General features: G+C 64.4%; 23 protein-coding genes and 3 tRNA genes. 8 read left to right on the top strand and 18 right to left on the bottom strand.

The genetic code is table 11. The features are described 5' to 3' along the window. Nucleotides 1-178: 178 nt before the first annotated feature. The gene (locus ACU4IU_RS14520; RefSeq protein ID WP_446657120.1) at nucleotides 179-1,540 is read right to left on the bottom strand and encodes an APC family permease; all 1,362 of its coding nucleotides are present in this window, start codon (nucleotides 1,538-1,540) and stop codon (nucleotides 179-181) included. A 15-nt stretch (nucleotides 1,541-1,555) separates the two neighbouring features. Further along, on the bottom strand, nucleotides 1,556-3,202 hold the full coding sequence (locus tag ACU4IU_RS14525; protein ID WP_446657121.1) for an amidohydrolase: 1,647 nt from the start codon (nucleotides 3,200-3,202) through the stop codon (nucleotides 1,556-1,558). 134 nt (nucleotides 3,203-3,336) lie between these two features. Here ACU4IU_RS14525 and ACU4IU_RS14530 point away from each other — a divergent pair, with 134 nt between their 5' ends. The 3 genes from ACU4IU_RS14530 (at nucleotide 3,337) to ACU4IU_RS14540 (ending at nucleotide 5,110) form a co-directional block, all read left to right on the top strand. After that, nucleotides 3,337-3,966, top strand: coding sequence for a TetR/AcrR family transcriptional regulator (locus tag ACU4IU_RS14530; protein WP_139468926.1), 630 nt, complete (start codon nucleotides 3,337-3,339; stop codon nucleotides 3,964-3,966). Between the two features lie 80 nt (nucleotides 3,967-4,046). Next, a complete protein-coding gene (locus ACU4IU_RS14535; RefSeq protein ID WP_446657603.1) occupies nucleotides 4,047-4,484 on the top strand; it encodes an ASCH domain-containing protein in 438 nt (145 codons plus the stop codon). After that, nucleotides 4,481-5,110 (top strand): maleylpyruvate isomerase family mycothiol-dependent enzyme, encoded by a 630-nt coding sequence (locus ACU4IU_RS14540; protein WP_446657122.1) that lies wholly within the window; start codon nucleotides 4,481-4,483, stop codon nucleotides 5,108-5,110. Before ACU4IU_RS14535 ends, ACU4IU_RS14540 begins: the two co-directional genes overlap by 4 nt. A 73-nt stretch (nucleotides 5,111-5,183) precedes the next feature. Here the strand turns inward: ACU4IU_RS14540 and ACU4IU_RS14545 are convergent, their stop codons facing one another. Further along, nucleotides 5,184-5,624: an anthrone oxygenase family protein gene (locus tag ACU4IU_RS14545; protein ID WP_446657123.1), complete on the bottom strand. Its 441-nt coding sequence runs from the start codon at nucleotides 5,622-5,624 to the stop codon at nucleotides 5,184-5,186. Nucleotides 5,625-5,738: 114 nt separating this feature from the next. Here ACU4IU_RS14545 and ACU4IU_RS14550 point away from each other — a divergent pair, with 114 nt between their 5' ends. Next, nucleotides 5,739-6,386 (top strand): MerR family transcriptional regulator, encoded by a 648-nt coding sequence (locus ACU4IU_RS14550; protein ID WP_446657124.1) that lies wholly within the window; start codon nucleotides 5,739-5,741, stop codon nucleotides 6,384-6,386. Here ACU4IU_RS14550 and ACU4IU_RS14555 read toward each other — a convergent pair. The 9 genes from ACU4IU_RS14555 to ACU4IU_RS14595 all read right to left on the bottom strand — a co-directional run bounded on the left by ACU4IU_RS14555 (nucleotide 6,364) and on the right by ACU4IU_RS14595 (nucleotide 14,586). Then, entirely contained in the window at nucleotides 6,364-6,744 is a 381-nt protein-coding gene (locus ACU4IU_RS14555) for a hypothetical protein (protein ID WP_446657125.1), read from the bottom strand. The two genes, ACU4IU_RS14550 and ACU4IU_RS14555, sit on opposite strands and share 23 nt — an antisense overlap. After that, nucleotides 6,741-7,205 carry an N-acetyltransferase family protein gene (locus ACU4IU_RS14560; protein ID WP_446657126.1) on the bottom strand — a complete coding sequence of 155 codons (465 nt, stop codon included), beginning with the start codon at nucleotides 7,203-7,205 and terminating at the stop codon, nucleotides 6,741-6,743. Before ACU4IU_RS14560 ends, ACU4IU_RS14555 begins: the two co-directional genes overlap by 4 nt. Nucleotides 7,206-7,332: 127 nt before the next feature. Continuing rightward, nucleotides 7,333-7,417, bottom strand: a tRNA-Leu gene (locus tag ACU4IU_RS14565). 136 nt (nucleotides 7,418-7,553) lie between these two features. Continuing rightward, nucleotides 7,554-8,027 carry a thioredoxin-dependent thiol peroxidase gene (bcp, locus tag ACU4IU_RS14570; RefSeq protein ID WP_101553572.1) on the bottom strand — a complete coding sequence of 158 codons (474 nt, stop codon included), beginning with the start codon at nucleotides 8,025-8,027 and terminating at the stop codon, nucleotides 7,554-7,556. Between the two features lie 139 nt (nucleotides 8,028-8,166). Next, nucleotides 8,167-9,936, bottom strand: a complete 1,770-nt coding sequence (locus tag ACU4IU_RS14575; RefSeq protein WP_446657127.1) for an ATP-binding protein — start codon at nucleotides 9,934-9,936, stop codon at nucleotides 8,167-8,169. 3 nt (nucleotides 9,937-9,939) lie between these two features. Next, complete coding sequence (locus ACU4IU_RS14580) at nucleotides 9,940-11,685, bottom strand: 5-oxoprolinase subunit B/C family protein (RefSeq protein WP_446657128.1); 1,746 nt, start codon at nucleotides 11,683-11,685, stop codon at nucleotides 9,940-9,942. Then, the gene (locus ACU4IU_RS14585; RefSeq protein ID WP_446657129.1) at nucleotides 11,682-12,497 is read right to left on the bottom strand and encodes a putative hydro-lyase; all 816 of its coding nucleotides are present in this window, start codon (nucleotides 12,495-12,497) and stop codon (nucleotides 11,682-11,684) included. Before ACU4IU_RS14585 ends, ACU4IU_RS14580 begins: the two co-directional genes overlap by 4 nt. Continuing rightward, complete coding sequence (locus tag ACU4IU_RS14590) at nucleotides 12,494-13,279, bottom strand: LamB/YcsF family protein (protein WP_446657130.1); 786 nt, start codon at nucleotides 13,277-13,279, stop codon at nucleotides 12,494-12,496. The genes ACU4IU_RS14585 and ACU4IU_RS14590 overlap by 4 nt, the downstream gene beginning before the upstream one ends. Nucleotides 13,280-13,281: 2 nt before the next feature. After that, nucleotides 13,282-14,586 carry an NRAMP family divalent metal transporter gene (locus tag ACU4IU_RS14595; protein WP_446657131.1) on the bottom strand — a complete coding sequence of 435 codons (1,305 nt, stop codon included), beginning with the start codon at nucleotides 14,584-14,586 and terminating at the stop codon, nucleotides 13,282-13,284. A gap of 205 nt (nucleotides 14,587-14,791) precedes the next feature. Between ACU4IU_RS14595 and ACU4IU_RS14600 the strand changes: the two genes are divergently transcribed. Further along, nucleotides 14,792-15,430 carry a GntR family transcriptional regulator gene (locus tag ACU4IU_RS14600; RefSeq protein ID WP_139908521.1) on the top strand — a complete coding sequence of 213 codons (639 nt, stop codon included), beginning with the start codon at nucleotides 14,792-14,794 and terminating at the stop codon, nucleotides 15,428-15,430. Nucleotides 15,431-15,658: 228 nt separating this feature from the next. On the opposite strand, the gene ACU4IU_RS14605 is transcribed toward ACU4IU_RS14600, so the two are convergent. The 6 genes from ACU4IU_RS14605 to ACU4IU_RS14630 form a co-directional block, all read right to left on the bottom strand. Continuing rightward, nucleotides 15,659-15,731: transfer RNA gene (locus tag ACU4IU_RS14605), tRNA-Lys, on the bottom strand. Nucleotides 15,732-15,935: 204 nt separating this feature from the next. Continuing rightward, a complete protein-coding gene (locus ACU4IU_RS14610) occupies nucleotides 15,936-16,256 on the bottom strand; it encodes a GroES family chaperonin (protein ID WP_039209700.1) in 321 nt (106 codons plus the stop codon). After that, entirely contained in the window at nucleotides 16,249-16,533 is a 285-nt protein-coding gene (locus ACU4IU_RS14615) for a DUF3618 domain-containing protein (protein WP_062862037.1), read from the bottom strand. The genes ACU4IU_RS14610 and ACU4IU_RS14615 overlap by 8 nt, the downstream gene beginning before the upstream one ends. Nucleotides 16,534-16,629: 96 nt before the next feature. Further along, nucleotides 16,630-17,352 (bottom strand): ASCH domain-containing protein, encoded by a 723-nt coding sequence (locus tag ACU4IU_RS14620; RefSeq protein WP_446657132.1) that lies wholly within the window; start codon nucleotides 17,350-17,352, stop codon nucleotides 16,630-16,632. Between the two features lie 6 nt (nucleotides 17,353-17,358). Next, nucleotides 17,359-18,981: a hypothetical protein gene (locus tag ACU4IU_RS14625; protein WP_446657133.1), complete on the bottom strand. Its 1,623-nt coding sequence runs from the start codon at nucleotides 18,979-18,981 to the stop codon at nucleotides 17,359-17,361. A 131-nt stretch (nucleotides 18,982-19,112) separates the two neighbouring features. Beyond that, entirely contained in the window at nucleotides 19,113-20,798 is a 1,686-nt protein-coding gene (locus tag ACU4IU_RS14630) for a hypothetical protein (RefSeq protein ID WP_446657134.1), read from the bottom strand. 227 nt (nucleotides 20,799-21,025) lie between these two features. Between ACU4IU_RS14630 and ACU4IU_RS14635 the strand changes: the two genes are divergently transcribed. From ACU4IU_RS14635 to ACU4IU_RS14645, 3 genes are all read left to right on the top strand, one after another. Beyond that, nucleotides 21,026-21,098, top strand: a tRNA-His gene (locus ACU4IU_RS14635). 148 nt (nucleotides 21,099-21,246) lie between these two features. Then, nucleotides 21,247-22,092: a ribokinase gene (locus ACU4IU_RS14640; RefSeq protein WP_446657135.1), complete on the top strand. Its 846-nt coding sequence runs from the start codon at nucleotides 21,247-21,249 to the stop codon at nucleotides 22,090-22,092. 108 nt (nucleotides 22,093-22,200) lie between these two features. After that, entirely contained in the window at nucleotides 22,201-23,118 is a 918-nt protein-coding gene (locus ACU4IU_RS14645) for a dihydrodipicolinate synthase family protein (RefSeq protein WP_446657136.1), read from the top strand. The last annotated feature ends 4 nt before the right edge of the window (nucleotides 23,119-23,122 follow it).

The following is a 23,122-nucleotide window of genomic DNA, read 5'->3' on the forward strand; positions in this document are numbered from 1 at the left end:
CGCATCCTCTTCAGGCTTTTGCCACGGATCCCGGCTGATCTGAGTCGGCCGAGTCAACGGCGAGTTCGGAAAGCTGGGTGCGGAGGCCCTTTGTTGCCACGGCAGGGATGACGGCTCCGATGACGAGCCGGATCGTGTCGAGGGTGATCGCGTGCCCGTTGAGCCGAGTAGGTCAACGTCAGTCAGCGAGATCGAGCATCGGTGTCGGCCGACGGAATCCCCGTGTGACGAAAGCGAGGTATCCGACTCCGAGAACCAGCCAGATTGCGCCGATGAGAAGAGTTCGCGGAGACAGGCTCGTCCACAGCCACAGGGTCAGACAGAATCCGATTCCCGGTAGAACGATCGAACTGAGAACAGCACGTGAACCACGATTCTTCTCGTCGATGATGAAGTGTTTGATGACCGACAGATTCACTGCTGAGAACGCGATCAGAGCACCGAAGCTGACCATCTCCGATATGAATGCGAGGTCGACGGCGAGCGCAAGCAGAGAGACTCCGCCGACTGTGAGAGTCGCAATCGTGGGTGTGTGAAAGCGCGGTGACAAGCGGCCGAAGTAGCTTTTCGGGAGCACGCCGTCTCGACCCATCGCGAAGAGAATGCGTGAGACTGATGCCTGCGAGGTCAGAGCAGAGCCGCATGCTCCGGCGACATAGGCGGCGGTGAAGAAGGCGGTGAGAAATTCGCCGCCGGCCGCCGCCATGACGTCGAGCGCGCCTGAATCGACATCGGCGAACTGATTCGACGGGTAGACCAGCTGAGCCAGGTATGACAGAACAATGTAGATGAGGCCGCCGGTGACAGTGGCGATGACGATTGCGCGGGGGACTGCTCTCTTCGCGTCCTTGGCTTCCTCGGACAAAGTCGAGACCGCATCGAAGCCGAGGAATGACAGACACAGAATCGCTGCGCCGGCCATGACATTGTCGAATCCGGGTGCCGAGCCGTCACCGGTGAATGGGGCGGTGAGGTCGACAGAACCGGATCCGGTGAATGAGGCGATGCCGAGCGCGGCGAAGACAACGATGAAGATTGCTTGAGCAGCGATGATGACGATGTTGGCCCGTGCAACGGAGACGATTCCGATGACGTTGAGGACGGTGACGAGAACAATGGCAGAGACGACGAAGACCCAAGCAGGGATCATGGGGAAGGCTGCGCTGAGGTAGATGCCGATGACGAGATAATTGATCATCGGCAAGAACAGGTAGTCGAGAAGCAGTGCCCAGCCGGCAACGAAGCCGATTCCTGCACCGAAACTCTTCTGCGTGTACGTGTATGCCGAACCGGCAAAGGGCATCGCCCCGGCCATCTTCGCGTATGACCTGGCGGTGAACACCATTGCCAGCAACGTGATGACGTAAGCGGCCGGGACGCGGCCGCCGGTGACCTGGGTGACGATTCCGTAAGTCGTGAAGACGGTCAGCGGAACCATATAGACGAGGCCGAAGAAGACGAGTGAAGGTACCCCGAGTGCACGTTTCAGGTGGGTTTGGGAGGTGTCTTGAGCGGTGGCGTTGTGATTGGAATGGGACATCATTGTCCTTTCGATTCAGTCCGTCGAATGGACGGCCACGCCGCGCAGGTATGTGCGGCGAACAGGGGCATCAGACAGTTCCTGTGGGAGAAGTGTTCGAGGATCCGAATCGAGAACGATGAAGTCGGCGCTCGCGCCCGGACGGATCACTCCCCACTCGTCGGGTCTTTGGTCTGCAAATGCTTGGTGGGCAACCGCAGCCGAATAAGCGTCGAGAGAGCGTTCGACGTCGAGGATCTCTTCGGGAGTCCACCCGCCGTCGGGCTCACCGTCATCGGTCTGTCTGCTCACGGCAACGGCGAGACCCTCGAGCGGCGCCCCTGAAGTGCAGGGCCAGTCCGAACCGAACGCAAGGTGCCCGCCGCTGTCGAGGACGCTGCGCATCCGATATTGCGCCACGGCGCGTTCTCTGCCGATCCGGGGGACGGTGAGTACTGTCATGAGGTCATCGAGCTGAGCCCACAAAGGCTGCATATTCGCGATGACGCCGAGTTCAGCAAAGCGGGACAGGTCGGCAGAGTCGATGATCTGGGCATGTGCGATCACCGGCCGTCGATCACGGGCTTCGTTGTTCCGGATTGTGTGCTCGATGGCATCCAATGCTTGTCGAACGGCCGCGTCGCCGATGGCGTGGATGTGGATCTGAAAACCTGCCGCGTCGACTTCGCGAACCGCCTCTGCCAGCGAATCTCCTTCCCAGACTCGCATGCCGTGGTTGTGAAGGGAGGAGCAGTAGGGCTCGATGAGCGCACCGGTTTCGTTCTCGATGACTCCGTCGGCGAAGAATTTCACGGTCTGAGCGGTCAGGAACGGTTCCGAAAGCTCCTCGATCCTTTGCCGCGCAGAGAGCATTTCGGGCAGCTGTTGCGTGAAGCGGCGGGGATCGGCGTAGAACGCGAGGTTGAATCGCAGTTTGAGTCGATCCTGCTGAGAGGCGGACACATAGGTCTCGACGTCGGCTGGTTCCACCCACGCGTCCTGGACCCAAGTGACGCCTCGAGCGAGGTAATATTCGGCTGCCCGATCGAGAGCGCGGAGTCGGACGGATTCGTGGTGTGGCGGACGAACGGCGTCGATCAGATCAATTGCACCCCATTCACGCAGAGTGCCCAGCGGTGAGCCGTCGTCTCGGCGAGGAATCTCGCCTATCTGCGGTTCGGGTGTTGCAGCGGTGATCCCTGCCAGTTCCAATGCTCGAGAATTGCACCACACGGTGTGGTAGTCCCAGGCGCGAAGGACGACCGGTCGGTCGGGCACGGCCTTGTCGAGCCATTCGGCGTCGAAGAGGCCGTCGCGTACGAGGCTGCCGTCGTATGAGGCACCAGTGATCCAGTCGTCGTCGGGATGAGCCTCGGCGTACCGTTCGACTTCGGCGATGATCTCTTCGACGCTCGTGCACGATCTCACCTGTGGGCCCTCTGCTTCCATGCCGCCGAAGATCGGATGAGCATGGCCGTCGCCGAAGGAGGGCATGAGGAACCCGCCGTCGAGGTCTATTGACTCAAGCTTTGCGCCGTCGTGGCTCGAGACGCGATCGAGGACGGCCGCCACCGCATGTGAACCAGTGGCAACGACTATGCCATCTTGGGTCACAAGGGAGTCCGCAGGTTCGGCACCGGCACCTAGCCAGACCGTGCCGTTGTGGAAGTGCTGTGTCTTCAAGGCTGCCGTCCTCCTGCTCCATTGCTTGTGGCCGGCCGCACCGGCGTTTACACGAACAGTGTTCGTGTGTGACTGGGAACACGATACACTGCTCGAAAGATGTAGGGAAGTGCGAAATTGAGAGAGTGCATTCTGTGAGATTGAATCAGGATCGGCTGGTTGATGCCGCGCTCGCGCTTGTCGACGACCTCGGCGAAGAGTCATTGTCGATGCGAACTCTGGCGGCTCGCGTCGACAGGCAGGTGTCCTCTCTGTACAACCATGTCTCCGGCCGAGGTGAACTCATCGAATTGATGCGCGCCCGTATTGTGGCTGGAATCGACGTTCAAGTATTTTCTGGGATCGAGGAATCGTCGGAGAGCGTGCCGTGGGACAGAGCTCTGGAGCTGTGGGCCCGGACGTATCTCAGAGCCTTCGCCGACCACCCGAACCTCATCCGATTGCTGGCCACGACCTCGATTCGAGACCTCTCAACGTATGAAATGTATGACTCAGTGATCGGTGGACTTCGTCGAGGGGGATGGCCGCAGGGTCAGACCGTGGCGGTGATGCGGTCCGTTGAAGCCTATGTCCTCGGTTCCGCTCTGGACATCGTCGCTCCAGTCGACCTCATCACTCAGGAATCGGCCGGAGACAGATTTGCGGAGATTCGAGGTGCGCTGGATCCTCGATTCGGCGAGAACTCGTCAGCGGTGGCGTCCTTCGAGTTTGGGCTGACTAGCCTGATCCAAGGTCTGAAGCATCGGCTTGAGGCCGTGTCGTGAGTCAAACGGCGAGGCTCGATGTCACACTCGACTCGTTCTGGGTGCGGGTCCGCAGCTGCATCCCCGACCTACCGGAGGCGATGCCTGAAGCATGGGCCTTCGGCGCGACTCCCGAGCATGCGGACGACCTCCTCGCTCTCGTGCTGGCTGGGACCAAGACGGGCACCGCCTCGGCGCTGTGGGATATCGAAGCCGACGGTGAATCCGTCCCCGAGGTGGGTGAACTGAGCATCATCCTCGACGGCGACGACCGGCCGAGAGCCCTCATCGAAACCACGGCGATCGACATCGTCCCGTTCTCCGAGGTGACCGCCGAGCATGCCCATTCGGAAGGGGAGGGCGACCGAACCCTGGCGGCCTGGCGCGAGATCCATGAGCGCTTTTGGCAAGAGCATGGTCAACGCGGATTCGCGCCCGAGATGCCGGTCGTCTGCGAACGCTTCCGGTTGCTGTTCGACGTAGAAGACGAAGGGCGCGTGAGCGTCTCCGGCGACGATACACGGGGGACAAGCAGATGAACGAGACCGAATACTGGGACTTCATCCACACGGAACGCGCGCGGCTGGCCGATCTGCTCACCACACTCGAACCCGAGCAGTGGGCGCTCGCCACTCTGTGTGCAGACTGGACGGTCGAGCAGGTCGTCGCCCACCTGACAGCCGCGGCCCACACCGGGAAGTGGGCCTGGATCCGCAGCATCATCCGAGCGGGGTTCGACCCTGCCAAGCACAACGCGCGACTGCTCACGCGCCGCCTCGGCGACTCACCAGAGGAGACCCTTGCGAAGTTCCGCAACTCGATCCCACTGACTATCGCCCCGACCAAAGACTTCCCGGCCTTCCTCGGCGAAGTCATCGTCCACGGACAGGACATCGCACTTCCACTGGAAATCGACCTGACCCCCGACGCCGAGGCGACAGTCGAGGTGGCCCGATACTTCGCCTCTCAGGACTTCGCAGTGAACTCGAAGACCCTGGTCAAAGGGCTGAAGCTCAGTGCTGTCGACGCCGACTTCGAATCCGGAAGCGGGCCGGAGGTAACCGGTCGTGTCCTCGACCTCGTCCTGGCCATGGCCGGCCGACCGGAAGCACTGACAGAACTGACCGGGAGCGGAGTCGCCGAACTCCGGCAGCGGATGGACTGAAGCCTCAGCGGTCAGAGTGCTGCGACGTGCGTGCCGGAACATCTCTGACGACGAGAAGAACGATGACGGGTGCTCAGCCGAATCCGACGACTCCGACCGCGACAAGAACGAATCCGAGCAGCTGCAGCGAAGCGCGCACGATCTGGAAGACGTCCCACCGTCTGCGCATGGCGATGAATCCCTCGGGGGCGGTCTCCTCGGTGATCCGTCCCGTCCGGGTGTTGATCGGCACGTTCCCGACGATCGTCACGACCAGAGCGACGCCGAGGCTGATCGCAGCCGATACCAACCATGCGTTGGGCTCATCGATGGCAATGATGATGGCCAGCGCTGTCGCTGCGGTCATCCCCACCGGCATCACCCGGCCGAACGTCTTCAGCAGGCCCCTCTCCATGATCAGCTGATCGTCCGTCCTCAGCTGACGGATCACCGGATGAACCAAAGCGGCCGACCCGAATTCCGCTGAGCCGACGAAGCCGGTGACGAGGACCGCAGCCAAAGTCAAGCCATCCATGACCTCTCCCCTTAATAGGTAGTTCAACTATCCATAATAGATAGTAGAGGTATCTGCTAAGGTCGAGCAAGATCAGTCACCGAACATTGCTGACAGTGCCGGGAGGAGATGGCGATGCAGGAATCAGCGGAGAAGTCGGGGATGAGGATGGCGGAGCTGTCACGTCGTTCGGAGCTCAGCGTGCCGACCATCAAGTACTACCTGCGCGAAGGACTGCTCAAACCGGGACGACGGACAAGTGTGAACCAAGCCGTCTACGATCGCACTCACCTCGAGCGGCTGCGACTCATCCGGGCGCTGACGTCGGTGGCCGGACTGCCGTTGGCGAAGGTGCGAGCCGTCGTTGATGCAGTGGACGGGCAGGCCTCGGAAGTCGAAGCGATGGGCGTCACCCAGGACGCGCTCATCGGCGAGGCCGAGACGGACGATGCAGCCGCCTCGGCGATACTCGACCGCGCGATCACTGCGCGAGGGTGGCACTGCGCGAAGTCGTCACCGGCCTATCGGGCGGCTGTGAACGCGGTTGCCATGTTGACTACGGAGAACCTGACTCCGATCCTCGACCGGCTCGACGCCTATGTCGAGGCCGCTGAAGACGTCGGTCGCACCGATCTCGACGCGATCGGCGACGCAGACAGTCTGGAGGAGCGGATCCGCGGAGTCGTCCTCGGCAGCGTGCTGCGCCGACCGCTGCTCGAGGCGCTGGTCCTGCTCGCACAGCAGCACTTCGCACAGGAGCTCACTCGCTCGGAAGAAAGCTGACCGGGAACAGCTCCGTCCTGGCGATGACGCGATCGCGTTCGGCGGCCTGCGCCTGACGTTGCGGATCTGCCAGGTAGGAATCGAGCGCTTCCGTGGATTCGAACCGATAGAACTGCACCTCGTTGGGACGACCCTGGGCCCCGTCGCTCTTGGCACGATTGACGACGCGCCCTCCGTGCTCGGAGATGAGCGCGAGAACACCGTTCTCGTAGGCTGTCAGTGCCTCGGCCTGTCCTTCGCGCGCCCACAGCAGGCAGCACAACAGCACCTCGCGGTCAGCACCGGCGTTCGCTGAGCTTGCCTGTTCTTCCGGCTCCACCGAGCTCGGCCTCTCCTCATTCGGGAACTCCGTGCTCACGACTCCGTCGGCTTCGCGTCGTAGGTGAGCCAGTTCGTCTTCGCTGCGACATCGTCATAGAGCACCTGAGCCTGAGCGTTGTCATCGGCGGTGATCCACCGGACCACCGAACAGCCTTCGGCCGCGGCGATCATCTGCAGCCGGGAGATCAAGGTACGACCGACACCTCGGCCGCGCGCCTCGGGATCGGTGAAGAGATCGTCGAGCCAGATGCCGACGCTGCCTGTCGAGGGACGGGAGAAACGACGGTAGTCGGCGATTCCGACGATCGATCCGTCCGCCTCGGCGACGAGTCCCTGGCACTCGTGTGCGGGGTCGGTCAGCCATGACCACACGCGGGAGACGATCTCCTCGGAGGGCTCCAGTCGGTAGAACTCGCGGTAGGCGCGGAAGAGCTCTTTCCACCGGGACTCGTCGGCAGGCGCGGTGGGTCGGATCGTCGGGGCCGGGGACGTCGTCATCGGCAGTCCTCTCACTAGGTTCGGTACACCAATGACCACATTACGTTCTCCGCGTCTGTTCGCGTGCAGATGTGACGACAGAAAAGTCCCCGGTGCAGAAGCCTGTTGACTTCCGCACCGGGGACCGTGGTACGCGAGAGGGGACTTGAACCCCTACGTCCGAAGACACTGGAACCTAAATCCAGCGCGTCTACCAATTCCGCCACTCGCGCTGAAGCGGCCACCCTCGCGGCCGCAACGTCCTCAAGATTAGCAGGGGCGGCCCGAGTTGTTGAAAACTCGGACCGCCCCGATGCTCACGTTGAGCACGGGCAGTTCAGCCCGCCCGACGCTCAAGTTGCAGCAGACTCAGGCAGCGTCGATGCCGAGCTCCTTGCGCACGCGGGCGACGTGCCCGGTGGCCTTGACGTTGTACTGGGCGAGTTCGACCTTGCCCTCGGCATCGACGACGACGGTCGAGCGGATGACGCCCTGGACGACCTTGCCGTAGTTCTTCTTCTCGCCGAAGGCACCCCATTCGGTCATCATCGTCTTGTCCTCATCGGAGAGGAGGTCGAAGTTGAGACCTTCCTTCTCGATGAACTGCTGCAGCTTCTCCGGCTTGTCCGGGGAGATGCCGACGACGGCGATTCCGGCGGCCTTGAGTGCCGACAGCGAGTCCCGGAAATCGCAGGCCTCGGTCGTGCAGCCCGGGGTCATAGCGGCGGGGTAGAAGTACACGACGACCCGCTGACCTCGGAAATCGCTGAGGCTGACGGACTTCCCGTCCTGGTTGACGAGGGTGAACTCCGGGGCGGTGTCGCCGACCGACAGACGTGACATGAATGCTCCTCCTGATTGGGGTGGTCTCCATGATGGACAACCATTGCTGACCACCACTCTATTCCGTTGCCGAGCCCGATGCCTCGACCGATGCACGCAGTCACCTCGACCGATCCTTTCGCCGAGGCAGCCCGCCGTCTCAGTCGACCCGTGCTATGGCCTGCCCGACCGCCACGACGTCGCCGACCGCCGCGACCTGGCGCAGCGTTCCCGCGACCGGGGCTTCGACCCGGGTCTCCATCTTCATCGCCGAGAGCACAGCGACCTCGTCACCGGCCGCCACCTGCGCGCCGTCTTCGACGAGGAAGTCCACAAGGCTGCCCGGCACAGGAGCGGTGACATCCCCGGCACTCGCCGAGGCGGCTCCACCGTTTCCGGCGCCACCGGCCTCGCCGCCCTGACCCGTGCCGCCCTGACCGGTCCCACCGACCGAGCCGAGGGCCGCGAGCAGTCCGGCGGGCAGTCCGATCGTGGTGAGCTTCCCGTCGATCTCGATCGACATGCGCTGCATCTCGCCATCGGCGACCGGGGCCGGGCGGTCCTGAGTCTCGAAGCGCGGCAGCAGCTTGGCCTCGATCCACTGCGTGTGGATGCCGTCGACACCGTCGACGCCGAGACCGGTGAACGCCTCATCGGTGAGGATCGCCAGGGAGCACGGCACCACCGTGGCCGGACCCTCGACATGGAGTTCCTTCGCCGCTGTCACGGTGCGCGCGATCGCCTGCTCACGGTCGGGACCGTGGACGATGAGCTTCGCGAAGAGGGAATCGAAGGCCGGCTGTACGGTGTCACCGGCACGCACACCGGAATCCCAGCGCACGCCGAGGCCCCCGGGCACGTCGAGGACATCGATGCGTCCCGGAGTCGGCAGGAAGCCGCGGCCGGGATCCTCGGCGTTGATGCGCAGCTCGATCGCATGACCGACCGGCTGCGGGGTCGATTCCAGCGACAGTCCCTGTCCGAAGGCGATGCGGAACTGCTCGGCGACGAGATCGACCCCGGAGGTCACCTCGGTGACGGGGTGTTCGACCTGCAGTCGGGTGTTGACCTCGAGGAACGTCATGGTGCCATCGGCAGCGAGCAGGAACTCGACGGTGCCGGCACCGCGGTAGTCCACCTCGGCGCAGATGGCTTCGGCCGAACGGTGCAGGCGCTCACGCTGCTCATCCGTCAGTCCCGGGGCGGGTGCTTCCTCGATGAGCTTCTGATTGCGCCGCTGAGCGGAGCATTCGCGGTCACCGACGGCCACGACCCGACCCTGACCGTCGCCGACGATCTGGACCTCGACATGGCGGGGACGCTCGAGGAACTTCTCGACGAAGCACTCGGGCCTACCGAAAGCCTCGACGGCCTCACGGGTCGCCGATTCGAAGGCACCGGCTACCTCGGACAGCTCGTGGACGATCTTCATTCCGCGTCCGCCGCCACCGTGGGCGGCTTTGATGATGATCGGCAGTCCCGCCTCGGCGGCGAAGGACTCGACCTCGGCCGCGCTCTCGAGGGGACGGTCGATGCCCGGTGCCAGGGGAGCGCCGACCTTCTGCGCAAGCTGACGGGCCGTGACCTTGTCGCCGAGGGCCGTGATCGTGTCCGCGGTCGGACCGATCCAGATGAGGCCAGCGGCTTCGACGGCGGCGGCGAAATCGGCGTTCTCGGACAGGAATCCGTACCCGGGGTGGACGGCATCGGCACCGGCGGACTTCGCTGCGGAGAGGATCGCATCGATGTTGAGGTACGTGTCACCCGCTGTCGTCCCGGGCAGAGCGAACGCTTCGTCTGCGAACCGGGCATGCAGGGCGTCGGCGTCCTGATCAGCGTAGACAGCCACCGAGGTGTGCCCGTGCTGGGCGCAGGCACGGATGATGCGGACGGCGATCTCGCCGCGGTTGGCGATGAGGATTCTCGACATTGTTCAGCCTTCGTTCTCGTTGGTGCGGGGTCCTGCTGCGGTGCGGGATGCCTCGGCCGGGAGGGCGTTCGGCGTCGGTCGGGCAGAGGTGGTGAAGCGCAGCTTGGCGCCGGGAGGCAGCTGCGCGGCGAGGTCGACATCATCGACGCTGGCGATGATCGGATAGCCGCCGGTGAGCGGGTGGTCGGGCCCGAAGAGCACCGGCTGACCGTTCGGCGGAACCTGCAGGGCACCGGTGACCGCGCCTTCGCTGGGCAGCTCTCCGGTGCGGGCACGTTCGAGTGGAACCTCACCGTTCAGGCGCAGTCCGACCCGGTCGGATTCGTGGGTGACCGTCCACTCCTGTGACAGCAGAGTCTCGATCCCGGCCTCGGTGAACCAATCCTCACGCGGTCCCAGCGTCACGCTCAGCGTCACGGTCTCACCCGCCTGCGGAAGATCCCTTGGCTGCGTGGGATTGGGATCGACGAGGTGGGGCGCCGTCCGCGGATCTTGCACTCCCACCGTGGTGCCTTTGTCCACGGCGGCCGGACCGAGCCCGGCCAGGGTGTCGGCGGAGCTGCTGTCGAGAGCCGTCTCGACAGCGATTCCACCACGGACCGCCAGGTAGCGGCGGACTCCGCGCTCGGTTGGTCCGAGCTCGAGTTCGTCCCCGTCGGCCAGGGCAAAGGCCTCGCCGAGGCGGGGCGTGAGGACCGTGCCATCGGCAGCGGTCACGGTGATCGCTCCGGTGGCCCCGGTGACAGCGGCGACGCCGTCACCCGTGGAGCGCAGGAGCACTGCGCCCCCGAAGCTCTCCAACCCGGCAGCGCTTTCGGCGTTTCCGACAAGACGGTTGGCGGTGGTCAACGCGGTGCGGTCGGCGGCACCGGCGGCGGAGACTCCCATCGAAGCGAAACCGGACCGCCCGAGATCCTGGACGAGCAGCTGCAGCCCGGGACGCAGCACCTCGAGGGAGTGGGTGGCAGCAGCCGCCGAATCGGACGCCGAATCCGCTGCTGAATCCACCGCAGAATCAGACGCCGCACCTGGCGAACCTGAGAAATCTGACGAACCCGAGAAACCTGACGAACCTGACCCCGCACTCGAGCCCGCGACCTCGACGGTCTCGCGCCCCGCCTCGGCGAATTTCACGATCGTGCCGGGTACGAACAGGGCCGGTGGTTCCCGGTCCAGGTCCCACAGCTTCGCATCGGTGCGTCCGATGAGCTGCCAGCCGCCGGGGGAGGAACGGGGGTAGACGCCGGTGAACTCGCCGGCCAATGCCACCGATCCCACGGGCACTCGCGTACGTGGGGACGAGCGGCGGGGAACGTTGAAGAGTTCGTCGTCGCCGGCGAGGTAGCCGAAGCCGGGGGCGAACCCGGCGAACGCGACCTGCCAGGTTGCGGCCTGGTGGCGTTTGATCACCTCGGCGGGGGAGACGGAGAGGAGGTCGGCCACCTCGGCGAGGTCGTCCCCGTCGTAGTGGACATCGATCGTCACCTCACGGGCCGCATCCGAGGCCGACTCGGTGTGCCCGAGCCCGCGCACTGCCTCGGCGAGGATCTCGGCGTTCGTGCGTGCGGGATCAAAACTGATCAGCACTGTTCGGGCGGCGGGGATGAGTTCGGTGACGCCGGGCAGATCGGCGGCTTCAAGACTGTGGTGCAGGGCCATCGTCGTGCCCAGGTCCGCGCATTCGACGAGGAGGTGGCGCGTGGAGGCGGTGTGGAAGGTCAGGGAGTCGGCCGGAGGTGTCGAGGTCATTGGCGGTAGGTGTCTTCCGGTTCGTCAGTGATGAACATCTTCCCAGGTGAGTGGGTGATCGCGAAGGGGATTCCCGACGCCTGGATGGCTGCCTGTGGAGTGACTCCGCAGGCCCAGAAGACGGGAATGTCGCCGTCTTCGATGGCCGGAGCATCACCGAAATCCGGGGCGCCGAGGTCATCGATGCCGATCTGGGAGGGTTCGCCGATGTGGATCGGTGCACCGTGGACGGCGGGGAAGCGGTCGGTGATGCGCACTGCCTCGGCGACCTGGGAGGCCGGGATCGGGCGCATGGACACGACCATGTCTCCGCTGACCCGGCCGGCGGGACGGCAGGCCGTCGACGTGCGGTACATCGGCACGTTGCGACCGGCCTCCTGGTGGCGGATCGGGATGCCCGCTTCGGTCAGGCCGTTTTCGAAGGTGAATGAGCAGCCGATGAGGAAGGACACGAGGTCCGGATGCTGCTCCCAGACTGAAGTGGCGTCGGTGACCTCGTCGGTCAGGGCGCCGTTCTCCCAGATCCGGTAGCCGGGAATGTCCGTGCGGATATCGCTGCCGGGGGCGAGTGCGGATGCCAGCTGTCCGGGTTCGAGGACGTCGACGACCGGGCACGGCTTCGGGTTGCGCTGGGTGAAGAGGAGAACGTCGAAGGCCCAGTCCGCGGGGACGGAGATGAGGTTCGCCTGGACGAGTCCCGGTGCCATCCCCGAGGTGGGACCGTCGAATCCTGCCCGGATACGTGCGCGGGCTTCCGCACCCGCAGCCCGCATCGTGTCCATGGCAGATGTGCTGGTGGTGGCAGTGTTCATCGTCCGGCTCCGGCGAAGGCGGCGATCGTGACGCCTTCGGATTCGAGGAGATCACGGGCGGCCCGGGCCATGTCGATGGATCCCTGGCTGTCGCCGTGGAAGCAGATGGACTGCGCGTCGACGTCGACGAGGGTGCCGTCGACGGCTTCGACCTGTCCGGTCTGGACGAGGCGCAGGACGCGGGCGGCCACGGCCTCTGGGTCGTGGAGGACAGCGTTCGGCTCCGACCGGGAGACCAGGGAGCCGTCGGGGTTGTAGGACCGATCGGCGAAAGCCTCGGCGGCCACGGTCAGTCCCGACTCGGCGGCGACGCGGTTGGCCACGCTGCCGGCGAGTCCGAGGAAGACCAACGAGTCGTCGATGGCTGTGATCGCGTCGACGACGACCTTCGCCTGTGCCTCATCATGGACGATCGCGTTGTAGAGACCGCCGTGGGGTTTGACGTAGGAGACGGTTCCGCCGACGGCTGTGGTCAGGCCGATGAGCGCGCCGATCTGGTATTCGACCTGGGCCTGCAGAGTGGCGGCGGGCACGTCGAGGGCGCGGCGGCCGAAGCCCTCGTAGTCGTCGTATCCGGGGTGGGCCCCGATGACGACACCTTCCTTCGTGGCGGCGTCGACGGTGGCGCGGATGCCTTCCGGGTTGCCGGCATGGAACCCGCAGGAGACGTTGGCGCTGGTGACGAGGCCGAGCATGGCGGCATCGTCGCTGACGACACGGTCGGGGACGTTCTCCCCGAGGTCAGAGTTGAGGTCGATTCTCAGTTCGCTGTTGACAGACAATGTCACCCTCCGATTCCGATCATGGCGAAGATGGGGCCGATGGACTGTGTGGCCGTGTACCACGTGACCAGTGTTGCCGCGGTGCCGATGATGAGCAACCACTTCGGGTACGAATCAGCGCGCAGCAGGCGCGGCCTGAACCAGCCGATGTACATGAAGATCGTCAGACCGATCGGCAGGATGAGCCCGTTGAAGCCGCCGACGAAGACGAGCAGTGTGGCAGGTGCCGTGCCGAGGACGAGGTAGACGACGAGCGAGACGACGATGAAGGACACCGTCGCCAGCTGCAGCGGCCAGCCGCCTTCGAGGCGTTTGGAGAACGCCGAGAGGAACGTGGCCGAGGTGTAGGCGGCGCCGATGACCGAGCTCAGAGCCGCGGCCCAGAAGATCGCGCCGAAGATGCGCATTCCCGCATCGCCGAGGACTGCGGCGAAGGCCTGACCGGCGGGGTTGGCCACGCTCGAGTCGAGGTCGAGAGCGACGCCGGAGGCGACGACGCCGAGGATGGCGAGGAAGAGGACGTAGCGCATGACACCGGTGACGAGGATCCCCGACAGAGCCGAGCGCATGACAGAACCGGCATTCTCCGGGCCGGTCTTGCCCGAGTCGAGATAGCGGTGGGCGCCGGAGTAGGTGATGTAGCCGCCGACGGTGCCGCCGACGATCGTCGTCACGGTGGCGAAGTTGATGGTGTCGGGCACGAACGACTGTTTGATCGCCTCACCGACCGGTGGGTTCGAGACGATGGCGACGACACAGGTGAGGACGATCATTCCGACGCCGAGGACGAGGACGACGGCGTCGACGACCTTTCCGGCGCGTTTGAACAGGAAGATGCCGATCGCCAGGACGCCGGTGAGCAGTCCGCCGAGCTTCGGGTCGATGCCCAGCAGCGCATTGAGGCCGAGGCCGCCACCGGCGATATTGCCGATGTTGAAGGCCAGTCCGCCGACGACGATCAGGACGGACAGGAGGATGCCCGAACCCGGCACGGCCGAGGAGGCCAGCTGGGCTGCGCGTTTGCCCGAGGAGGTCACCATCCGCCAGATATTGAGCTGGATGGCGATGTCGATGAGGATCGACGCGAAGATCGCGAAGGCGAAGGCCGCACCCATCTGAGCCGTGAATGTGGCTGTCTGGGTGATGAAGCCCGGACCGATCGCCGAGGTGGCCATGAGGAAGATGGCGCCGATGATCGCGCTCCGGCTGATCTTGGATCCGATTTCGCTCTTGGCATTGTCAAGGCCCGAGGCGGCCCCATCCGTAGAAGAGGATTCCGGCGGTTGGGATTCCGGTGCGTGTGACATGGGAGTCTCCGACTGTCTGGTGGTCAATTGTTCCTTCGTGTGCGCCGATGGGTGAGAACAGCGATGTCTGTGTCCTGGCACACGTGAAGTGGTAAACAATCTAGCACTCATTGTTCAACAAACATAGACGGGGGTCACACTTTTCTTCGTCGCTTTGTCGACGGACGGATGGGAGTTCGGGGTGCTGTTTCAGTAGGATGGAGAGGTGAATCACGATTCGTCCCTGGTCAACAGGCTCACTGACCGCCTCATCGCTGGAGAGCTGCGCCCCGGTGAGCGGCTGTCCGAAACCGCGCTGGCGAAGGAATTCGATGTTTCGCGCAATACTCTGCGTGAGGCGTTCCGGGTCCTCGGGGAGCAGGGCCTGGTCACGCATATCCCGCACCGAGGCGTCTCAGTGGCGTCACCGAGCACCGCCGATGTCGTCGACATCTACCGGGTGCGCCATCATGTCGAGTGCTCGGTGCTCGAGCACGCTCCGCGCAATCACCCGAACGCCGTGAGGATGGAGGCGGCCGTCGAAGCCGCCGAGAAGTTCGCTGCCGAAGAGAACTGGCTGGAGGTCGGCACGGCGAACATGGAGTTCCACAATGCCGTCGTCTCGCTCTCGGACAGCAGGCGGCTGATGCAGTCGTTCTCCAATGTGCTCGCCGAGCTGCGGCTGGCTTTCCTCAAGGTCGAGGTCCTCGACTTCCTCCACGCGCCGTTCATCGGCCGCAACAAGGAAGTCGTCGAGATCTATCGCACGGAGGGGCCGGTGGCTGCGGCGAAGATCCTCGGCGCCTACCTCGGTGATTCCGAGCGCCAGGTGCTCGGCGCCTACGCCCGGGCCGGCCAGGACTGAGCCGCGGGGCGGCAAGCCGTATGCCATGAGCGGCCCGGCCGGAATCCCGCAATAGCCCACTCCGAGGTGAGCAGCCCAGTTTCAAACATGGGCTGCTCACCCCCAGTTGGGCTATTGGCAAATCCCGCAGGCGAATGCTCCTCGCCGGAAACAGAACCCCACCGGCAGATGGTGTGAATGCGAAAGAACCGCCTCCGACCGAAGTCGAAGGCGGTTCTCTCTGTGCTGTGCACCCCCCGGGACTTGAACCCGGAACCCACTGATTAAGAGTCAGTTGCTCTGCCAATTGAGCTAGAGGTGCTTGCCGCACATGCTGTGCAACGAGAATTAATATTACTCAGGTGTCGACCGATCATGCAAACCGAGATCGGCCCATATTCAGTTTTGTGATGAAGGTCGCAAGCCCCTGGTCAGAGTCCCTTTGCCAGCGAATCCGGCGACCCGGAACCCACTGTTTCCGAGTCCCTCCACCGCACCGGATTCGTCCTCACTGCCCGGAGGCACTTCAGAGATACATTCCGGAACTCGACTGTTCGGCCGGTTCGGAGATCGCGTGGACGTCGCGTTCGCGCAACAGCACATACGCGCGTCCCTCGAGCTCCACCTCGGCGAGTTCCTCGGGATCGTAGAGGACGGTGTCGCCGAGGTTGGCCTGCCTCACGTGCGGGCCGGCCGCTACGACCTTGCCCCACACGAGGCGTCTGCCCATGCTGGCGGTGGCGGGAATGACGATGCCCGCCGAGGATTTGCGTTCCCCGGCTTCCGCGCTGGGTTCGAGCAGGATCCGGTCATGGAGCATCCGGATCGGTAGTGCGGCATCAGCCACGCTTGCGACCGGAGAGTCCGACGATGAGGGCGGCCACACCGAGGACGGCACCGGCACCGAGTGCGATGATTTCGGGCTTGGGGGAGCCGTCTTCCTCGACGACCTCGGACTTCGCCTTGTTGACGGCGCGCGTCGCCAGCACCTTTGGGTGGATGCGGCCGACGAGCTCGTCGATGTTCTCGGCGATGCGCTCCTCGCGCAGTCGGATCGACTCCGCGAGCTGCGCGGTTGTCGCCTGGTCGACGGTCACATCTGAGGTGTAGACGTTGTCAGTCATCGGGTCGAGTCCTCCCGGTCGAGAATGCTTTGCTGCGTCTGTGACCTTGTGCCACAGTGCTTCGCTGTCCAGCTTAGCGGCTGGGCACTGTGAGTGTCAGATATCGGCCGCGGTTCGACGGAATCTTACGATCTCGACGCTCGCGTCCGCGGGCATGGTCGGGTAGTGCCCGCGGAGATTGGCGATATACCGCTCCAATCCACTCGGGCGGGTGAGGTCGAGATCCTCAGATCGCAGTTCGTCGAGTCGCTTCACCATCACCGAGGCGACTTCCACGGGGAGCGTGCCATGCGCGGTGTTCTCGAAGTACGCCAGAGCCGGACCCGTGCGGTGGCCTTCGTTCCACCGCACCGTCAGTGTCTTCGTCCCGTCCGCGACGGCCTCGAAGTATCTAGCGTGGAACCTCAGCAGCCGTCTGGGATCAGAATCCGGATGTCGGTAGGAGTGGGGGAGCAGGGCGGGGATCGGGGCGATCGACGTCTGGCCCGTGGTGTCGTCGGGTACGACGACGAGCGCATCAGGATGGAGGTCGAGGATGACCTGACGGCAGCGTCCGCACGGGGCCAGCACACCGCGGTTCCGGTCGCCGACCGCAGCGATCGTGACCAGTGGTCCGGCGTTCGCTGCCGCGGCGGCACCGATCACGACGAGTTCCGCGCAGGGTCCGCCGGTGAAGTGAAAGACGTTGACGCCGGTGTAGATGCGACCGGAGGTGTCCATCGCGGCAGCGGCAACGGTGTGGTTGTCATCGCTGCCGAGTCCGCTAACGAGCTGCTCGGCAGCGGCGATGACTCGCAGTTCGGAGTCGAAGAGGTCCACGCGGCCTCACTCCTGTTTTCCGCGTCGTCCCATGAGGTAGATGATGAACCCGACCGCGGCCATACCGGAGGCGGCGAGGACGAAGATGGGCCAGGAGCTGACGATCGTGGAGATAATGGATTCGCCGAACGAGGTCGCCGGATTCTGGTTGGCTCGCGGGGACGGCTGATCGCCACCCGTGATGAGGTCCGTATCGTCTTTGGGCGCAGGCTCGTCGGGGTTGCGAGGCACAGGGTCCGAGTAGTCAGGGGTTTCGGTATCCTCGTCATCCCCGGGCAGCCATTCATCACCAGCATTGCCGGGAATGGTCTCGCGCTCATCATCGGGGGAGCCGTTGCCGTTCGACGGGTCCGGGGTGGTGCCGTCGGCATCAGAGGCTCCGATCGACGAGCCGGAACCATCCTTGTCCGATTCCTTCTCGTCATCGTCGCCGGAGTCCGAATCGGAGCCCGACCTGTCGGAATCGCTGCCGCGTGAGCCGTCCGAGCCTGAGCCGGTGTCGGCGTCAGATTCTCGGCCGTCGGAGTCCTTGTCACCCGAGGTGTTCGCGCGGTCCTTCGATCCCGAATCCGACGAGGAGCCGCCGTCGGTCGAGGTGTCACTGTCCTTTGAGGTGTCGCTGTCCGCAGACGACCCGTCTTTGGCGGCCTCGCGGTCGTTCGCGGAACCGTCGTCGGAGGTGGCGCCGTCTTCGCCGGCAGTCTTTTCGCCACCGTCGGCAGTGGCGCCGTCGGATGAGGTCGACCCATCCGCCGCCGGAGTGGGGTCGTTGTCCTCCGACCCATCATTGTTGCCGTTTTCCGAATCGTCTGAAGTGGAACCGTCCGGGTCGCTGGAGGCATCGGCCTCGTCCTCGTCGTCCGGGTAGGGCTGCCCATCGGCCACGGCGATCTGGCCATCGTCGTTGAGCGCGAACGTCCAGGCAGGGTCGGGCCCCTCAAGGGCATCAAAGTTCTCGAACTTCACTGGACCGGAACCGTCGGCGTCGACGATCACCCCGTCTTCGTTGAACTCAACAGTATCCGGGATAGAGGCCTGTGCGGTCGCTTCGGCAACGGACTGACCGCTGTCGTCGGTGTCGGAGTCGTTCGTGGTCGAGTCCCCGGAATGGGTGTCAGACGATTGTGCCGGAATGCGCTTCATCGCCTGTTTGGGGGCTTTGAAAGGCTTTCCGACCCAACTCTTCGGCAAGGTGCCTTCAGGGTCGTCCTGATCGTTCGCTGGAACGGACAGTCGACTGCCGATCCTCTGCCACTCGGCTGTGAGTTCGCCGTTGATCGCGCATGGATCGCCCGAGGTCCACTTCGGATCCGCGCAGGCCTTGTCACCCTCTTCAGCTGGATTGGGACCGCCGTCTCCGCCTTCGGCCTCGGCACTGCCGTCGTCGGCGCTACTCGAATCGTCGTCGGCACCGTCAGCACCGTCTGCCGACGAATCAGCGTCGTCCGCGGACGTGGAATCGGCTCCGACGGAAGCACCTGCCTCCGCGTTCGAACTGGCTTCGGCCGTGGGGGTGGGGCTCGGCTGGGCGAATGCAGGTGTGAACGTCGCCGAGATAGGTAGTGCTGCCAGGGCAAGCGCTGCGCCGATTGCGGCGGCTCTGCGGCTGAACCTGTGTGAGACTGGCACTACGTTCCTTCGCGGTGGGGATTCCGACTTCATTGGGTCAAGGGGACATGACGTTCAGACACATCGGGCACTATCTTAATGTCTTGGCCAGATGTGTTAAAGCCGTAGGCGTGTTTCGCCGTGGCGCGGAATCAGCGATCCTGCGTCTCTGACTTCTTCGGATATGCGCGAACGGTCGAGTCGTCACCGAGCACCAGGGCCTCGTTGCCCTTGTCGACGACCGCCAGCAGATCGGTGTCGGTCTTGAACGCCTGTTTGCCGGCGAGCAGGCACGAGGTGCTCGTGTCCATCGTGCAGGGCACGATGGATCCGCGCGGTTCGGAGAGATGGATATCACGGCTGGAGACGTCCATCAGCAGCAGACCCGACTCCAGGTCGAAGAGATACGGACCGATATAGGCGCGTTCTCCGGCCTGCCCGCGCACCCAAGACTTCTCGCCGACGATGTCGGTCGTCGTCGTCACGGTCGAGAGGATCGACCCGTCGTCGAGGGAGTGCACGACGAGCTGGATCCTGTGACCCGAGTTCGTCGAAGCGCCCTGTTCGCCCCACAACGTGATCGCCTTGCCGTGGCCGGCCGAGATCCAGTCGATGATCTTCAGTTCGTCGCCGGGGCTTTCGAGCTTGATGCTGCGTTCGTCGCCGGACTTGATGTTCTTCGCTGTGACCGGACCGTTCCAGTCCGAACTGAAGATCTCATCATCGTCGATGGCCATCGGTGTCGAGCCGGCCTGCGGGGTGGGCACGTCTTCCAGGCCCTCGGCGCCGAAGGTCGAGAGCTTGTTGCCCGACTTGATGAGCACGCTCTTGCCTGCGGAGGTGATGCGGGCCTTCTCCGGCAGCTGGTAGGTCTTCGGCTTCGATTCCCCGTCGAAGAGCGCCTCGGCGGTATTGCCCGACTGCCACAGCAGGGCCGGGCGGCCGTCGATGACGGTATCGACGGCAAAGGTCGGGGACTGATCGATCTTGGCTTTGTACCGGGACTTGCCGGTGTCGGCGTCGAGGACTTCGAGGCGGTTGTCGTTGACGAGGAGCACGCCGCGATCGGAGGCTGTCACCGAGGCGCGCTTGGGCACCTCGGCTTCCCATGTGGGGGAGTTGTCGTAGCTGGGAACAATGTCCTGGGTATTGTCGACGGAGAGTTCGGAGGCGGGGTTGACCTGCTGCTCCGAACCGATCGTCTGCGGGGTATCGGGGGAGTCGACGGGGACGATATTGGGAACGACGAAGGCGCCGATCATAAGGATCGCCAGACCGATGAGCACGAGTCCTGGGATGGTGATCTTCTTCAGTCGCTGCGGACGGTTGCGTGTCGACCGTTTGCGCACCGGTGTCTTCTTCACTGTCGGCGTGGCCGGTGCGGCCGGTCCGGAGAACGGAGTGCCCATCGGGTAGCTGTCGCCGTTCGACCCTGATGAGTCGTCGTAGGCGGCGAAGCCGTTCTGCCCGCTGGCGGACTGGCCGTGTGTGGTCTGGCCGTTCGTGTTCTGGCCGTTCGTGTTCTGATCGGCGTCGTCCGGTTGTCCGGCCGTCTCAGCCGAACCATGCGCGGACGAAGCGGTCGATGATTCGTCCGCGACCTCCTCGGCGCCGGTGTTGTATTTGGGAACCGCCCCGACTCGGCCATTCTCATCGATGCCGATTTCGGTCGTCTTCGTACCGTCGTCGATCGTCACGGTCAGGGGAGTCGCGGTCTCCTTGGCATAGTCGCCGAGGTAGGTGATGGCCTGTCCGGTGTCCGAATAGCGACTCGTCGCCCCGTTGAGGGTGGTGTAGGTGAACCCGTCATCGGAGACGGAGATCAACGCACGAGGCATGTACAGGGTTCCTTGACAGCTATCGAGGACAGGGCCGAGTCAATACTAATGAATGTCGAGGGTCGCTCCTACCAGTTTTCCGAAACCGTTATAGATCGCTACTGAATCGTTGCATGTAATGAGATCTGCGTCTCATCGGGCTCGAGGGGCGGTTCTGGTTTGCCCGGGTCAGGCGGGTGCGGTTAAGATGTATCTTGCTGTCTGCGCCTCAAGGTGCAGCGCATGTGGTGGGTATAGCTCAGCTGGTAGAGCGCCGCGTTGTGGTCGCGGATGTCGCGGGTTCAAGTCCCGTTACTCACCCCGATCGGGAAGCCCCGTGATCTGTGCAGATGGATCACGGGGCTTCTCTCATGTCCGCTGTGTGCCCACGTTTTGCCAACACCCGCCCGATTCCGATCGCCGACAATCGTCGTCGATCCGCCCTCTTTCGATCGTCGATAATGGGGCCATGTCCATCGACTGCTCCCTGACGGTCGTCGGCAGCATCAACGCCGATATCACCGCCACCACTTTCCGACTTCCCGCCGCCGGCGAGACCGTGGGAGGAGGCAGACTGTCCCGTTCTCCCGGCGGTAAGGGGGCGAACCAGGCCGCCGCTGCCGCCCGCCTCGGTGCGCGGACCCGCATGATCGGTGCGGTCGGCCCAGACTCCGACGGCAGGGCAATGCTCGAGGCCCTCCGCTCCGCCGGGGTGGATACCGATGACATCGCCGAGGCGACCGCCGAGACCGGGACCGCGCTCATCATGGTCGACGCCCACGGTGAGAATCAGATCGCAGTCTGCGAAGGAGCGAATGCCGAGGTCAGCCTCGACGGTATCGAATTCCGGGCCGACGAGGCCGTGCTCACTCAACTCGAGATCTCCCTCGATCTCATCGTCGAGCTCGCGAACCATGTGCCCGGGTTCCTCGCCGTCAATGCGGCTCCCGCCCTTCAACTGCCCGCCGAGGTGGTCGACCGTGCCGACCTCATCATCGTCAACGAATACGAGTACTCCCAGCTGCCGCAGCTGCAGAACGCGAAGCTCTTGGCCGTCACCTACGGGGCGGAAGGGTCGGCACTGCTGCAGAGAGGTGAGCAGATCGCCTTCGCCGAGGCGGTCCCCGCAAATCCCGTGAGCACCGTCGGTGCCGGAGACGCCTACTGCGCGGCGCTGACCATCGGCCTGACCAGCGGACTCGAACCGGAGCGCGCGCTGCGGGCTGCCAACGCCGTCGGTGCGGCGGCCGTGGAGGTCGCCTCAGCACAATTGGAGTTCGATCGGTTCGAGACGTACCTGCCTACTCTCGACTGACCTGGCAGACTGAACGCAAGCGGGCCCATCCGCTGCTGCCGACCGCGTTTCATCGCGGCCACCCGAGGTTCGCGCCATCGGTGGCCCGCGTCCACCCGAGGAGGATCATTGACGAACACCCCCGACCCGTCCCTGTTCACCGGGCTGAGTGCCTTTCCGCTGACCCCGCTGAAGGACGATTCCCTCGACGAGGATGCCTTCATCGGGCTCATCGAACGTCTCGTGCTTGCCGGAGTCGACTCGATCACGGCGCTCGGATCGACCGGTTCGTATGCTTACCTCGACACCGACGAACGCGCCCGGGTGGCGCAACTGAGCGTCGAATCCGCCCTGGACATCCCCGTCTTCATCGGAGTCGGTGCGCTGCGGACGAGAGACGTTCTGACCAACGTCGCCTCCGCCGAAGCTGCCGGAGCGCAGGGGCTGCTGCTGGCACCGGTGAGCTATCAGCCGCTGACCGAGGATGAGGTGTTCGCACTCTTCCGCACCGTCACAGAGTCCACCGACCTGCCCGTCGTCGTCTACGACAACCCCGGCACCACGCACTTCACGTTCACCACCGAGCTCTACTCGCGTCTGGCCGGGCTCGACGGTGTGGCCTCGATCAAGATCCCCGGAGCACCTGCCTCGCCCGCCGGATGGGACGAGCGCATCGGCGAGATCCGTGCGGCCATCGGCAACGAGGTGACGATCGGCATCTCCGGCGATGCCCATGGTGCCGAGGGCCTCATCGCCGGCTGTGATGCCTGGTACACGGTAGTCGGCGGCACCATCCCCGAGCCGATGCTCGAGATCACGCGGGCCGCGGAACTCGGCAATGCACAGCTCGCCCGCGAACTCTCGGCCGAGCTGCAGCCGCTGTGGGATCTGTTCACCGAATTCGGCGGAAGCCTGCGCGTGACCGCCGCCATCGCCGAACATCTCGGACTCGTGGGTGCAGACACCCTGCCTCTGCCGGTGCGTGACCTCGATGCGGCAGCGAAGCGCAAGGTCGCCGAGGTGGCCGAGAACCTCGATCTCGGCTGAGTCT

The organism is Brevibacterium sp. CSND-B09 (assembly GCF_052906525.1).